Origin of the sequence: Paenibacillus polysaccharolyticus, from assembly GCF_023714295.1 — a bacterium.
Taxonomy (GTDB): domain Bacteria; phylum Bacillota; class Bacilli; order Paenibacillales; family Paenibacillaceae; genus Paenibacillus; species Paenibacillus polysaccharolyticus_A.
The window spans coordinates 377,247-390,937 of sequence record NZ_JAMAUN010000004.1 but is presented as its reverse complement, the minus strand read 5'-3'; the positions used below and the strand labels follow the sequence as shown (position 1 = coordinate 390,937).

General features: G+C 44.5%; 14 protein-coding genes. 9 read left to right on the top strand and 5 right to left on the bottom strand.

Annotated elements, in window-relative coordinates:
- The coding region (locus M3629_RS14355; RefSeq protein WP_251507424.1) for a hypothetical protein at window positions 1-1,360 on the bottom strand (1,360 nt) is incomplete at its 3' end.
- Between the two features lie 705 nt (window positions 1,361-2,065).
- Here M3629_RS14355 and M3629_RS14350 point away from each other — a divergent pair.
- A complete protein-coding gene (locus M3629_RS14350) occupies window positions 2,066-3,415 on the top strand; it encodes an amino acid permease (RefSeq protein WP_251507423.1) in 1,350 nt (449 codons plus the stop codon).
- Between the two features lie 161 nt (window positions 3,416-3,576).
- Here M3629_RS14350 and M3629_RS14345 read toward each other — a convergent pair whose 3' ends face one another.
- The 3 genes from M3629_RS14345 to M3629_RS14335 all read right to left on the bottom strand — a co-directional run bounded on the left by M3629_RS14345 (window position 3,577) and on the right by M3629_RS14335 (window position 5,661).
- Window positions 3,577-4,425 carry an alpha/beta hydrolase gene (locus M3629_RS14345; RefSeq protein ID WP_251507421.1) on the bottom strand — a complete coding sequence of 283 codons (849 nt, stop codon included), beginning with the start codon at window positions 4,423-4,425 and terminating at the stop codon, window positions 3,577-3,579.
- A gap of 53 nt (window positions 4,426-4,478) precedes the next feature.
- Window positions 4,479-4,925 carry a MarR family winged helix-turn-helix transcriptional regulator gene (locus M3629_RS14340; protein ID WP_251507419.1) on the bottom strand — a complete coding sequence of 149 codons (447 nt, stop codon included), beginning with the start codon at window positions 4,923-4,925 and terminating at the stop codon, window positions 4,479-4,481.
- A gap of 109 nt (window positions 4,926-5,034) precedes the next feature.
- Window positions 5,035-5,661 (bottom strand): DUF421 domain-containing protein, encoded by a 627-nt coding sequence (locus tag M3629_RS14335; protein ID WP_251507416.1) that lies wholly within the window; start codon window positions 5,659-5,661, stop codon window positions 5,035-5,037.
- A gap of 192 nt (window positions 5,662-5,853) precedes the next feature.
- On the opposite strand from M3629_RS14335, the gene rnhA reads away from it, so the two are divergent.
- The 7 genes from rnhA (at window position 5,854) to M3629_RS14300 (ending at window position 11,603) form a co-directional block, all read left to right on the top strand.
- Window positions 5,854-6,507 carry a ribonuclease H gene (gene rnhA / locus M3629_RS14330; RefSeq protein WP_090915011.1) on the top strand — a complete coding sequence of 218 codons (654 nt, stop codon included), beginning with the start codon at window positions 5,854-5,856 and terminating at the stop codon, window positions 6,505-6,507.
- 210 nt (window positions 6,508-6,717) lie between these two features.
- The gene (locus tag M3629_RS14325; RefSeq protein ID WP_251507414.1) at window positions 6,718-7,587 is read left to right on the top strand and encodes an alpha/beta fold hydrolase; all 870 of its coding nucleotides are present in this window, start codon (window positions 6,718-6,720) and stop codon (window positions 7,585-7,587) included.
- A 296-nt stretch (window positions 7,588-7,883) separates the two neighbouring features.
- A complete protein-coding gene (locus M3629_RS14320; RefSeq protein WP_154887929.1) occupies window positions 7,884-8,873 on the top strand; it encodes a serine/threonine protein kinase in 990 nt (329 codons plus the stop codon).
- Window positions 8,874-9,055: 182 nt separating this feature from the next.
- Window positions 9,056-9,637 carry a hypothetical protein gene (locus tag M3629_RS14315; RefSeq protein ID WP_251507412.1) on the top strand — a complete coding sequence of 194 codons (582 nt, stop codon included), beginning with the start codon at window positions 9,056-9,058 and terminating at the stop codon, window positions 9,635-9,637.
- 44 nt (window positions 9,638-9,681) lie between these two features.
- Window positions 9,682-10,587 carry a nucleotidyl transferase AbiEii/AbiGii toxin family protein gene (locus M3629_RS14310; protein WP_251507410.1) on the top strand — a complete coding sequence of 302 codons (906 nt, stop codon included), beginning with the start codon at window positions 9,682-9,684 and terminating at the stop codon, window positions 10,585-10,587.
- Between the two features lie 16 nt (window positions 10,588-10,603).
- A complete protein-coding gene (imm48, locus tag M3629_RS14305) occupies window positions 10,604-11,044 on the top strand; it encodes an Imm48 family immunity protein (protein WP_090915003.1) in 441 nt (146 codons plus the stop codon).
- A gap of 19 nt (window positions 11,045-11,063) precedes the next feature.
- Window positions 11,064-11,603: an RNA 2'-phosphotransferase gene (locus M3629_RS14300; RefSeq protein WP_251507408.1), complete on the top strand. Its 540-nt coding sequence runs from the start codon at window positions 11,064-11,066 to the stop codon at window positions 11,601-11,603.
- 149 nt (window positions 11,604-11,752) lie between these two features.
- Here M3629_RS14300 and M3629_RS14295 read toward each other — a convergent pair whose 3' ends face one another.
- A complete protein-coding gene (locus M3629_RS14295; protein WP_251507406.1) occupies window positions 11,753-12,610 on the bottom strand; it encodes an SDR family oxidoreductase in 858 nt (285 codons plus the stop codon).
- A gap of 559 nt (window positions 12,611-13,169) precedes the next feature.
- Here M3629_RS14295 and M3629_RS14290 point away from each other — a divergent pair.
- Window positions 13,170-13,646 (top strand): DUF6790 family protein, encoded by a 477-nt coding sequence (locus M3629_RS14290; RefSeq protein ID WP_240036616.1) that lies wholly within the window; start codon window positions 13,170-13,172, stop codon window positions 13,644-13,646.
- Window positions 13,647-13,691 lie beyond the last annotated feature (45 nt).

Below are 13,691 nucleotides of genomic sequence, written 5' to 3'. Positions count from 1 at the left end.
TGGTCGGCACGCCGCCGAAAGCCAGTTCCTGTCCCCAGTTTAAGCTGAGACTGAGCCCGCTCAGATCATTCGGCTGTTGGACAATCGCGTAGGAAAGCGAATCCTGGTTAGGATCTTGGAAAAAGTCCGATACATTCCAGAACCCGGGGTAGAATCTATTTATTTTCGGGTCAAACGTCAGGACAGGGGAACTGACGGTGAGAGGCGCAACATTGTCCCCTTGAATTTCCACTACATTATAAGCCGACCAACCTTGCGGATCGGTGGCAGTGACTCCCATGCGCACCGGTGCAAGAATGGTGCCGCTATACGTTAGCAGGCCGTCTTTGATGGAAACATTCGCAGCATAGCTGGTGCCAGAAAGTTCAAACGTTAACGGATCGTTGTCCCGATCCCGGAAGAAGGCATTGAGATCCACTTGTGTCCGTGTCCCAGTCGCATCCACCACGGCATGGGAGACGGGTTCAGGTGCAAACTGGAGTGTACTGGTCAAATCGGCATACAATCCCCGAGGGTCGGTCGCCCGCACGGTGAAGGAGGTTGGCATGGTCGGCACGCCGCCGAAAGCCAGTTCCTGTCCCCAGTTTAAGCTGAGACTGAGCCCGCTCAGATCATTCGGCTGTTGGACAATCGCGTAGGAAAGCGAATCCTGGTTAGGATCTTGGAAAAAGTCTGCAATATTCCAAACATTCGGATAGAATCTATTTTTATTCGGGTCAAACGTCAGGACAGGGGAACTGACGGTGAGAGGTGCCAGATTGTCCCCTTGGATTTCCACTACATTATAAGCCGACCAACCTTGCGGATCGGTGGCAGTAACTCCCATGCGAACCGGTGCAAGAATGGTGCCACTATAAGTCAACAGGCCGTCCTCAATCCGCACATTCGCCGCATGACTGGTCCCGTTTAATTCAAACGTTAACGGATCGTTATCCCGATCCCGGAAGAAGGCATTGAGATCCACTTGTGTCCGTGTCCCAGTCGCATCCACTATCGCATGCGAGACAGGTTCGGGTACAAACTGGAGTGTGCTTGTCAGGTCTGTATACAATCCTCCTGGATCGGTCGCCCGCACGGTGAAGGAGGTTGGCATGGTCGGCACCCCGCCGAAAGCCAGTTCCTGTCCCCAGTTTAAGCTGAGACTGAGCCCGCTCAGATCATCCGGCTGTTGGACAATCGCGTAGGAAAGCGAATCCTGGTTAGGATCTTGGAAAAAGTCTGCAATATTCCAGAAACCTGGGTAGAACAAATTCGAATTCGGATCAAAGGTCAGGACAGGTGAGCTGACAATCAGAGGTGCAAGGTTTGAATCGGGGGTGCTCGGATTGGAGAAAGCACGGGAGTTGATCCCCATTAACATATTTTTAACATCACTTGTGACAGCAGAAGATGGGGAGATGTTTAGGAAATTTACAATATCCCCTATATCCAAAACCCCATCATTTCCAGTATTTAAGTTATTGACTATAAAGGATTGAACGAAGGTATTATCTATATTAGAAACGATTAAATTAAAGAAGGGGCTTCCTTTTTTTAAAGGTTCTAAACTTAAAGAGTTCCCGGATTCAGTTGAAACTTTAATTGTGTTATCACTATTGTTATGAGAAACTATGTAGTTGTTTCTATGGGCCATCTTAAGTTCTACTTTATTGTTAGCGAGCGAATGTAAATTCTCCTTGGGTTCCGGATGAGGAGAAGCTCTCATAATTTGAACAAATGGAGATACTTGAGAAGTTAATATCATCGCTAAAGATAGGGCAGCTGTTGTTTTTTTTCTTATATTTCTCTTATTATGTCGTTTTTTCATTATAGACCTCCAAAATCAAAAAAATTCATCTTGTATATATCGACATTAGTTGCTATTTTGATTAGAATTTTTGGATTGTAAATAAAAAGGTTTAATAGAAACTATTAATGAATTTGTATGTTTTTTAAATTATTTATGACTAATTTCCATAAATATATCTAAAGAAGTATAGGTATCGCCTGCAGAATAATATATATTAGATGGTATATTATTTTTTCATCACAGAGAGCATGCGCAGAAAGAGAGTGGTGGTGTACCATGCAGGAAGAAACGTTGACAAGAGGACTCAAGAACAGGCATGTGCAGTTGATGGCGATTGGAGGGGCGATCGGAACAGGATTGTTTCTTGGAGCGGGCAAAACGATTCAACTCACCGGCCCATCGATCCTATTCGCGTATATCATTACAGGTATCGTATTATTCCTTATTATGAGAGCGCTTGGAGAGTTATTGCTGAGCAATCTGCAGTATCACTCCTTTGTGGATTTCGTGCGTGATTACCTGGGAAATATGGCGGCGTTTATTACGGGCTGGACCTATTGGTTCTGCTGGATATCTATCGCGATGGCGGATATTACTGCTGTTGGTCTGTACACACAATTTTGGTTTCCGAACGTACCTCAATGGATGCCGGGACTGATTGCCTTGGTCATTTTGCTGGGCATGAATCTGGCTACGGTCAAGCTGTTTGGAGAGATGGAGTTTTGGTTTGCCTTAATTAAAGTTATCGCTATTCTGGCACTGATCGTGGTCGGTTTGTATATGATCTTTACAGGTTTTACAACAGATCAGGGTGCTGCAAGCTTCACGAACCTCTGGAGCCACGGGGGCTGGTTTCCGAATGGGATGCATGGTTTCATCATATCATTTCAGATGGTCGTGTTTGCGTTTGTAGGCATGGAACTGGTGGGGCTGACCGCAGGAGAAACGGAAAATCCGGAGAAAGTCATTCCGAGAGCCATTAATCAGATTCCCATTCGAGTGTTGCTTTTCTATGTGGGAGCCTTGCTGATTATTATGAGTATCTATCCGTGGAGTGCGATTGTGCCAACCGAAAGTCCGTTTGTACAGGTATTTGCGGCGGTAGGGATTGCGGCGGCAGCCGGAGTGGTTAATTTTGTCGTGCTGACGTCTGCGGCATCGGCATGTAATAGCGCTATTTTCAGTACAAGCCGTATGGTTTATTCTATGGCCAAAGACCAAAATGCCCCTAATTCATTTGCACGTGTAAACAAAAGAAAGGTTCCAGCCAATGCACTCTTTTTCTCCACCATTGTGATCTTTATCGCGATTGTGCTGAACTATATCATGCCCGAAGGGGTTTTCACACTGATTACCAGTGTCTCAACGGTATGTTTTATATTTGTCTGGGGAATCATGGTGATTTGCCATCTCCGATATAAGCGTACTCAACCCGAACTGGCACGTCAAAGTCGGTTCAGACTGCCGCTATATCCATTTTCCAATGTGTTAATTCTGGCGTTCTTGGCCTTTGTGATCGTTGTGTTGGCGCTCGCAGAGGACACAAGGGTGGCATTGTTTGTAACACCCGTATGGTTCCTGATCGTTTCAGTTATTTATATGATCAAGAAAAGGGCAAAGCAGTAAGGGGGAATGTTCATTCTAATTGAAGCAGATCACCCGTTGGGGAGTAAGGAACTAATTAAATAAATATTAAGAATTAAGGGAATAAGGGAATAAGCAGGGAATAAGCAAAGTGAAAAGAGAGAAGAGAAAAGAGCAATCTCCAAGGAGGTTGCTCTTTTCTTTCAGCCCGTTTTTTTACCCGAATAATTGGAATCAAGCCACTCCAGAATCACATCTACAGCTTCCTTATATCGCTGACCCACAAGTAGACCTGTATGTGTTGTACCCCAAAGCCCAAAATAACTGGCTCCTAGTTGCTTCGCGGTTAATCGGCCTCTTTGTTCCTCGTCCTCAGACAACACAGCTTTGATCACCAGACCGGGACAAGTAATCAGGCTTCCATCAATGGATATCCCTTTTGCCCCGCAAAGGGCGGAAAAGGTTCGAAATGCTTTTGCCGATTCCATTTGCAGATAGTGTCGTTGAAAAGCGATATCCTCTGCGGTTTCATCGATCGTTTCGTTTTCTTCGCGTACAGGTGCTGGCATGATCAGTCCTGGTTCTATTCGAGCACTCAAGGGGTAAGGGAGGGCATCATGAACTTCTTGGCTAATACTGGTGTCGATGATAATTAAACCTGCCAACTCAGCGGTCTCTGCAATCTTTTGACTGAGTATACCGCCCATGCTAAAGCCCACCAGTATAGGAGCTTCATCAAGCAGGGATAGCACCTCACGAATGTCCTCCAAATAATCCTCCACCGTAATTTGAGTCATGTCCATCACCCGGCTTCTATAGTGGCTTCTGAGATTCATTGCATAACAAGTCCATCCATGCTCGACAAAATGGGGGATATACTTACTCCACATCCAGCTACCTGTGTATGCCCCGTGAACCAATAACAGCGGAGGATGGGTGCTCATCGTTGTTGTGCCTGATCCTTGATTTCCCTTGTATACTTCAACGTGAAGTTCATGTTTACCGATTCGCTCTACCTCATGTTCAGGTAAATATTGCGTGTAATCTATCATATAAATCCTCCTTCTAAATTTAGTTTGATATCAAACTATTAATCCAAAAAAAATTAAAAGTTATCGTGTATTTTGATCAGAATGCGAAGCAGTTCGTTTTTCTCATCGTCTGTAACGTCCGTATAGAAGGTGTCCAGCAATTGCTGTGAAATATTCTCAAAAATCGGTTGTAATGCTTCGCCTTTGGGGGTTAAAGCTACATGGACGATGCGTGAATCAATTGCATCTCGCTCTTTGGCGACGTATCCGGTTCGCACCAATTTGTCCACAAGTGCGGTTACCGTCGATTTATCTTTGCGAATGTTCTTGGCAATCTCCGCCATGGTCAACCGCTGATGGTTGTAAAGTGCATAGATGATATCTCCATGGGATGTAGCCAGATCGTGGATGCCCTGTGCCGCCATTTCGGTCAAAATAAAACGACTGGTTTTCTCTTTAATTTTGGATATAAGTGAAACAGCATCTCTTGTTTTCATAACTGTAATATAATTTGATATCAAACTAATGTCAAGTAACTCCTACATTGAAATAGATCGCCCTGGTTTGAACAATAGAGAAACGGCTACCAGGGTGGCCTATTATCGCTTTTTTATAAAGTAAGCAGTGTATTTATTGAAGTTTGGGACTAACAGGGTGAGTGTGATCTCCGTTGATGACCTCTTCGAAAATGTCTGTTGAATTCGTACTCGTCTCTGTGGGCCTTTGTTTACTGAACTTGTGTTGTAGATCCGTATCAGGTTTAGTTGTAATGGTGTAGTTACGCAAAATCTCTTCCAGATCGCCAATAGTCACTGGGCGAGCGTGTCGTTTCAGGACATACCCGAGTTGCCCGTTGGGTTCGACCGTTGCTGTCTGCAAATCCTCTACACTTTTAATTCCTGCCTGTCTTAAATGCATCTCTAGCTGATCCATCGTATAACGCATTCGTTTCAGATTCGGAATGATGACTTTACCATCTTCCACAACAACCTTGGAGCGCCCGCTCATGATACGTTCAAAAAAATTATATTTCATCTGTAGCTGCTCTACGATGAGCAAGGTTGCAATAAACACGGCTGCGGAGCCAATTGCTTTCCCCAGTTCGTGGTTGGCAATCGGCTGCACAATCGTGGTCCCGATGGAGATCATAATAACGGTTGTCGCAACACTCATCTGTGAGATCGATTTGCGACCTGCGATTCGCAGCAGGATCATGCCAATGAGAACAAGTAAGACGGATTTCCAGATCCAATCCATGCACAGCATCCTTTCTCTTCCGGTGTGTGTACTCTGCTTATTAGAATGTTCTGGAATGAGAGGGAGTATACTTAATTCATCCGTTCTGGTTATACCTCTGTTCTGGCGCTGAGGCGAATAACGAACTTTCATTTCAACCACCTCTTCGTTTACAATAGGGTATTGATGCAGTAAACAAAGGAGCGGTTACGCATGGCAAAACAGAAATATTACGTGGTATGGGAAGGGAAGCAGCCCGGTGTATATGATACTTGGGCGGCATGCAAAGCACAGACAGATCAATATGCCGGAGCCAAATATAAATCATATGAATCCAAGGCAGCTGCCGAAGCAGCGTATCGTGCTGGCTGGAAAGGGAACTGGGGTTCAAGTGCAGGTGGCGCTTCCAAGTCGAAGTCAGGCAGCAGCGGCAGAAGTGCCGGGATGGAGACATCCGAGGAAGTGGACTATGATAGCATCTCTGTTGACGTAGGCACACGAGGCAACCCAGGGCCAGTAGAATATAAAGGTGTGGATACCCGCACAGGTGAGGTGCTTTTTTCCGTCGGCCCGATCTCGAAAGGCACCAACAATTTGGGAGAATTTCTGGCGATTGTGCATGCGCTGGCTTATCTCAAAAAAGAAGGTAGTAATAAAACGGTCTACACCGATTCGGTGAACGCGATGAAATGGCTGAAACAAAAAAAAGTTGCGACAACACTCCCACGTGACAACTCAACGGAAGAAATCTGGTTGATGATTGACCGGGCAGAGCAGTGGCTTCGCACGAATACGTACACGAATAAAGTGCTCAAATGGCAGACGAAACAGTGGGGCGAGATCAAGGCGGATTATGGCCGAAAGTGACACTTCTACTCGAGTTAAAAAAAGATAAGCATGTCTATTAGAAACGATATTTACAATTTCCAATTTCCATTCTATAATCATCAGCATATGATAAGTCGCACATATGGAGGAGCCTGTCATTTTAACAGGCCCTCTTTATCTTTTTGGGCCGGGATTCCGGCTATTGATCACTGGAACAGGTGAGATGAGTACACATTGCAGGAGGCAGACATGAGTTCCATTTATAGAAGTGAAGAAGGCAAGAGCAGTATTCTGGAAGAATACGAAATTTATTTGAGTGAGCTGGGCGAAGGATTTACAAGAGAGTATGTGGAGACACGTTTTGGGAAAACACATGTGTTGCTGACTGGGCCGGAAGATGGCAAGCCGTTATTTATTCTTCAGGGTGGCAATTGTGTGAATCCAATGACTCTGTCCTGGTTCTCTTCATTATTTCAATCCTATCGGATTATTGCGCCGGATACGATCGGACATCCCGGGTACAGCGAAGAAACGAGCATTTCGGCTCGTTTTGACAGCTTGGCGATGTGGGTATCCGATCTGCTGGATCATTACAATATTGAACAAAGTGCGTTTATTGGTCCTTCATTTGGCGGCGGCATCATTTTGAGATTAGCTACGTATATTCCGGAGCGTATTGCGTGCTCGGTACTGGTAGCTCCCGCGGGTCTTGCTGTCAATTCCAAAATGAAAACCGCTCATGATATTACACTTCCACTCGTTAAGTATCGTATGACTTCTTCGCCAGCTTCTTTGCAAAAGATTACGGATAACCTGTCATGCCATTGTATGAAGGAAGCAGATAAAAACTTGATCGGCAAAATATTCAAATATGTCAGCTTGGAGCAGGATTTGCCCAAACTCGCAGAGAGAGAAGAACTTGAAAATTATACCTCGCCTACATTACTTCTGGTGGGTGAGAAGGATGTCTTTTTCCCAGGAGATAAGTGTATTGACCGTGCTCAGAAGATTATTCCGAATGTACAGGCGATCAAATATGATACAGGCCACTTCCCTTCTCAGGATGTATTAAGAGAGATGAATGAGGAGATTCAGCAATTTTTAAATAAGCATTATTAGAGGCAATTAGCATAGGAACATGGGGCAGTTCGCATTTTTACGAACAGATTAACGAAACTGCCCCTTTTGTCGATACTATGTATAGAAGAGTGCTTGCATCTTCGATCTAGGAAACGGAAGCTTGAACGAAAATGCACTTTCCGCGAGAAAAATGTTTCAAACGGTGGTGTATGGTTTATAAAGATGGTTAGCGATGATTTGACTGTCTGGTTGGATTTATTTCCGATGCGTTCAAGGATCAAATTCGTCGTTATGCGGCAAGTCTTCCGATCGACAAGCTTGAAAAGAGGTTTGGGATGAGAAAAAACAACTGGAATATGGCTTTGCAACGCAATGTCATTTTGAATGATACATATCAGGTAAGACAGGTATTGACTAGTAGTGAATTAGCGATTGTGTATGTTGGGCGGAATCGGCATACAGGTGCCAAAGTCGCTATAAAGGAATTTTTCCCCCATCGGATTGCTGCACGTCAGTCAGACAAGCGCAGTGTATTTTGTGCATCCCGAGGATACGGCGGACAATTCCATGAACTGTTATCTGTATTTCTTCAGGAGGGTGAGTTGTTGTCATCTCTTAATCATCCTCACATTATTACATATGTCGATCATTTTGAGGCCAATGATACGGGATATCTGGTCACAGAATATTGCGCCGGCATGATCTTGACCGATTATTTACAGGAGCGTAACCATGCGTTGCAACCCGAGTTTATTACCGATACGCTACTGCCGCTCGTGGATACGCTGGATTACATTCATAAACAAGGCATTCTCCACCGGGATGTCAAACCTTCCAATGTCATGGTGATGGAGGATGGCACGCCCAAATTGCTGGACTTTGGTGCGGCTGTGCGCTGGCCGATGCAGACCGGAGCAAAACAGGCGATTTTTACCTCTAAAGGGTATTCGCCGCTTGAATTTTATTCCGAGAAAGCGGTTCAGGGACCCATGTCAGATATCTATAGTTTGTCTGCCTTGCTTCATTACTGGACTTGTGGTCAGCCGCCTATGGATGTGAAGCAACGTTTGTTCCAAGATGAATTGCCTTCCGTCCGCAAGCACAATGAATATGTCAATCCGTGGCTTGCCCGGGTCATTCATTGGGGACTTATGGTGCGTTCGGAGAAGCGTTGTACCTCTCTGTTTTGGGTGAGAAGATCGCTTCGCATTCAGGCCTTGGTGTGGAAGGTTCGCAAACCAGGTATGGTGGAGTGGATGCATGAGGAAAACGAGCATACTCAAGTCTATGAGCCAGAGCCGAAGAACCAACATGAGACGGCCTGACCGTGGTGAGTTTCAATGAAAGTGAAGTAAGACTGTGTTGCGTATAGCTGTGGTGTTTAAAGGAGACCAAATCGACTCTATCTGCAGAGAAGATTTGGTTTTTTTACTATTTTGGGTTTTACTATAATAAAGGTAGAGTTAATCTAGTATAAGCACGTTGGAGGAAAGAAGGTTGTGAACGAATGGAGTTTGAATTTCATGTTACCCTGAGTGACCTGAGCCCGCAAGAAAAGCAAACTTTTATCCGTATCTGTGAAGAAGAGAACGTAAAACCGGTCCTGATCGAACTCGATCAGGGAGAGCACATCCATCAACCCATGATTACGGGCATTGTCCATAGCGAGGATTTTCAGGATGTACAGCGTATCATTGAAGAGATTTCAATAACATTTAGGAATAACGGGTTCACTGTGGTACGTACAAAAGTAGAGATACCGGCTAAGGAGGAACGGTTTTTCAAGCAACCGATGGTGCCTCATTCCAGACCTTATTTTGAGTGGCATGGTAAGGTTCAAGTCGAAGATGTGAATAGGCTGAAGCATATATGTGCGGGGACAGAGGGGCATATCTCCCGTAATTCGCTCCATAAGAATGGCAGTATAAGGTTTGTAACTGTGCGTGAGTATGAGCATGCAGATCATTTTTATCGTAGCGTCGAGGAAATTCATAACATTTTGCAAAGCAATCAAATTGAACTAATCAAGCAACAATATGAGCTGTGTATATATGATACTCGGGAAGAGTTGGATCGGGGCTGGATCTGATTGAACCAGCTTGATGTGTTTAAGATAAGATTGGAGGAACAGTTGTGACGAGAAACGGGAATGAAATACCCATACATCGCTTCAATGAAGACGAGAGATTAATTATTGTTTTGGAAGCGTTATTGAAACGGGCTACGCTAGTCCATTCATCCTTTATTTTGAAAGGTAGCCTGTTAACGAGACAGTACTTGGAGAATCCAAGTCTGCGCTATGCTGAGGATATCGACTTTTTGTATAAAGGTACGATTGAACATGCGGATCAGGCCAAGCAGATTTTTACGGATTGGATGATTCAGGTGACCGAACTTGATCTGAATGATGGAGTCCATTTTCGCAGCTTTCGTGAGAATGCATTCTGGCGTGAAATTGATTACGCAATGGATGATGACTTTCCAACGGTGAATACCGATATCGCCTATGCGATCCAGAGTGAGTCCAGTGAAGGGAATCGGTACGAAGATGAGCTTTTTCTTGATATTTCATTTAATCTGAAGCTGGATGCAGAGCCTGTGGAGTTAAACTACCAACCGTTAAGAGGTGAGCTTTTTGTAGTTCCCTACACGGTTCCGTTGTCCACTCAAGTCGCTTGGAAGTTGCATCAGACGATTGTGAGACCGAGGTTCAAGGATCTATATGATCTGCAGTATCTCGTATCTCACCCGTCCTATGACAAGCAGGCTGCAGAAGATACGCTGCAGACACTCGTCAATGAATGTAGCATGACGGCTAGTATTACGAGTGAAGATATGAAGAAAATATTAGTCGAAGATTTGCATCCACTGTATCAAGGTTTGGAAAACGATTATCTATTGAAGCAGTTTGCAGGGGATCGGGTACCTGAAGTTTATTTCATGGAAGTTGCTACTCGCTTGCGAAAAGCGCTGAATCGTGCGGGTATCCATCAAGAGGCTTTCAAACATCTGCCGTCCCCGATATGGAATAAAGGATAGAACGGAGAGTATGGATATGAATGATTTTATGAACAAGGATGATCAGAATGATGTTATTTTGGCAGCAGCAGCCCATGAACTGGAGCAGATGGTGGATCAGGTCTGTGAGTTAATCGGCACACCACTCGCAGAAACGACAGAACTGCAACGTCAAGTGCTCGCCGCTTTTGGTTTTGGTGCGGTGTACAGCATTACTCATCGTGATCGGCTGGCCGAACCCCAGGCTCATGCGCTGAGCATTCGGATGTTGATCAAACCGTTTAATTACAGTGAACAACAGGCAGTTGATTTTGCAGACGATCTGATTCGTGTTGCATCCAATGATGAGGTTCATCCAGTGATGAATACGATTATTCATCGCGGTATTAACGGACATGTTCAATTTGCGCAGGAGGATCACGAGGCGCTGGCAAGTAATATTCAAGAGATTTTGGCGGCAGTACAGCAACAAGGATAGATGTGGGAAGGTGAGAGACATGGACTACATGAAACTGAGCAAAGAGCTTTCCTATGCATTGAGACATGCGCCATGGGAATACGAGCTTGAGCTGGATGAAGAGGGATGGGTCGAGATTTCACAATTGCTCGTCGCTTTGCACGAAAGCCCGGGGTGGCGTAATGTAACAGAAGATGATCTGCAACATATGATTGCGGTCTCCAATAAAAAGCGGCACGAGATCAATGCTGGACGAATTCGTGCACTTTATGGTCATTCTACTCCGCAAAAAATATCCAAAATAGCTACACAGCCTCCCGAATGGTTGTATCACGGTACACCCGTACGTGTTGTGTCCTCCATCATGGAGCACGGTTTGCAGCCACGGCAACGGCAGTATGTGCATCTATCGGCTGATATGGATACGGCACGTCAAGTTGGACAAAGGCGAGATGATCAGCCTGTTATTCTACGCGTTAAGGCAGGGCAGGCCGCACGTGAGGGTGTTCTTTTTTACCATGGCAACGAGAGTATTTGGCTGGCTGATGTGATTCCATCGCGTTATATTGAGCAAGGTTAATCGATTAGTTAGGTTAAAGAATGTGTAAGTTTTGTTCGAAGAGCTCCATAATAATGTATACGAAAAGGGTTGTCCCCCGTCATCATGTGACGTATGGAACAACCCTTTTTCTATATCCTGTATGTTACCGTGAGGGCAACATGACGAATTTAATTACCCAAAATAGCTTTAAAACCTTCGCTTAACGGTTGAGCTGGACGCCCAAGCAATGTCTCCAATGTATCGCTCTCTACAGCCAGTGCGCCTTGGCGAATAGCGCTTTGCATTTCAACCAGCATGGATACAACAAAATCAGGCAAACCTGCACCTTTCATGATGTCCGCATAAGCCGCATCGTCGACATTTTGCACGTTGATCTCCTGCCCCAACACTTCACCAGCAATGGCGGCAAGCTCAGATTGTGTGCGCAGTTTACCAGACAATTCATAGACCTTATTCTCATGTCCTTCGCCTGCAAGTACAGTAGCAGCAGCTTCAGCATAATCATGTCGAGTAGCCCAGCCAACCTGGCTGTCATTCGTGGCATGTACCCAAGGAGCACCATGTGTTACGGCTTGTACACTGCCAGCTTCATTTTCAAGGTACCAATTGTTACGCAGGAACGTATAAGGGATGCCAGACTCACGAATCGCTTGTTCTGTCTTGCGGTGTACCTCAGCAAGAGAGAGCGTGTTGTGCTCGGCGTTGACTACACTTGTATAAGCGATATAACCGACACCTGCTTTTTTGGCAGCTTGGACAGCAGTCTGGTGCTGACGGATACGTGTCTCGTTATCACCGTCTGTGGAGATCAGTAGCAGGCGGTCTACACCGTCAAAGGCTTTCTCCAACGTTTCCGGTTGATCGAAATCCCCATGACGAACGTCTACTCCCTGCGAGCGCAATGCTTCTGCTTTTTCTGGTGAGCGAACACTAACAGCCAAGTCTGTTGCAGCGTTTGTCTTCAACAACGCGTCAACAACCAGTGAACCAAGTTGACCCGTAGCGCCTGTGACTAACAATTTCATTTTGTTTCCTCCTAAAATGTGGTTTGTAATATTTGCATCGTTAGCAGCTTCATTGTCGAACAATCGTGTATGTACAGCCCACCTATGGCGTATTAAGGCAAAACAACTTCCAAGCAGTGGCTGTGGATGTGTGAAACGAAAGTGTTTATCTATGTAACTATAATAGTTACATGAATAAGTGTTGTCAATTTTTATTATTTTTAAAGATGACTAAAGTAATCTGAATATATGGGTAAAAAGAATCAACCGATGGTTATTTAATTTTTTTGAGCATGAAATAAATGAGTGGTGGTTCTTTTGGAGTGTTAAAAAAGAAACATTTATTGGTTTATTATGTGTAAAAATGGTATTTAAGTCCCGATAATTTCAAGTTAAATAGAACTAGATGTGATAGATTCATTGCGTATAAGAGAAGAAAAATGGTAAAAACTTCGACAAAATAGAAAATTATGTACGAATTGACAAATGTAAAAGCGATTATATAATGTGGTTATCTACAAATTAATCCATTTAGTTACAAATGATTCCAAAATAACGAATTGGCAGGAGTGAAACAGCGATGTGGTTTTTGGTTCTATGGTTATTTGGGCTTATTTCAGGAACGATTCATCTTTGGATGCTCGGTTTTCCTGGCGAAATGAGTGAGATTAGCAGAGTGTTATTGCTTCATCAGTTTGTGGTTACATTTGGACTTGTAGGTGTTATTGGTTACGTGGTTAACATTGCTAGAGCAGAACAGACAGCCAAAATGCTAGGTTGGCCAGGAGGACCGTTTCAGGTCAAATATGGATTCTCCCAAGTCGGACTTGGCGTTATGGGCATTATGGCAATCTGGTTTCAAGGGAACTTTTGGGTTGGTGTATTGGTTACGATGTACATATATGGTTTGAGTGGTCTGTGGTCACATACTTATGTCATGATCAAAAATCGCAAGGCAGATGGGGACAGTATCGGCAATTTGATTATGGATGTCGTCTATCAAACGTTTATCACGGTTCTTTCCGTATGGGCTGGCGGCATCTGGGTAATGAGCTAAACAGGGACTGGATTTATGACAACACAGCTTGAATCTCAATTAATG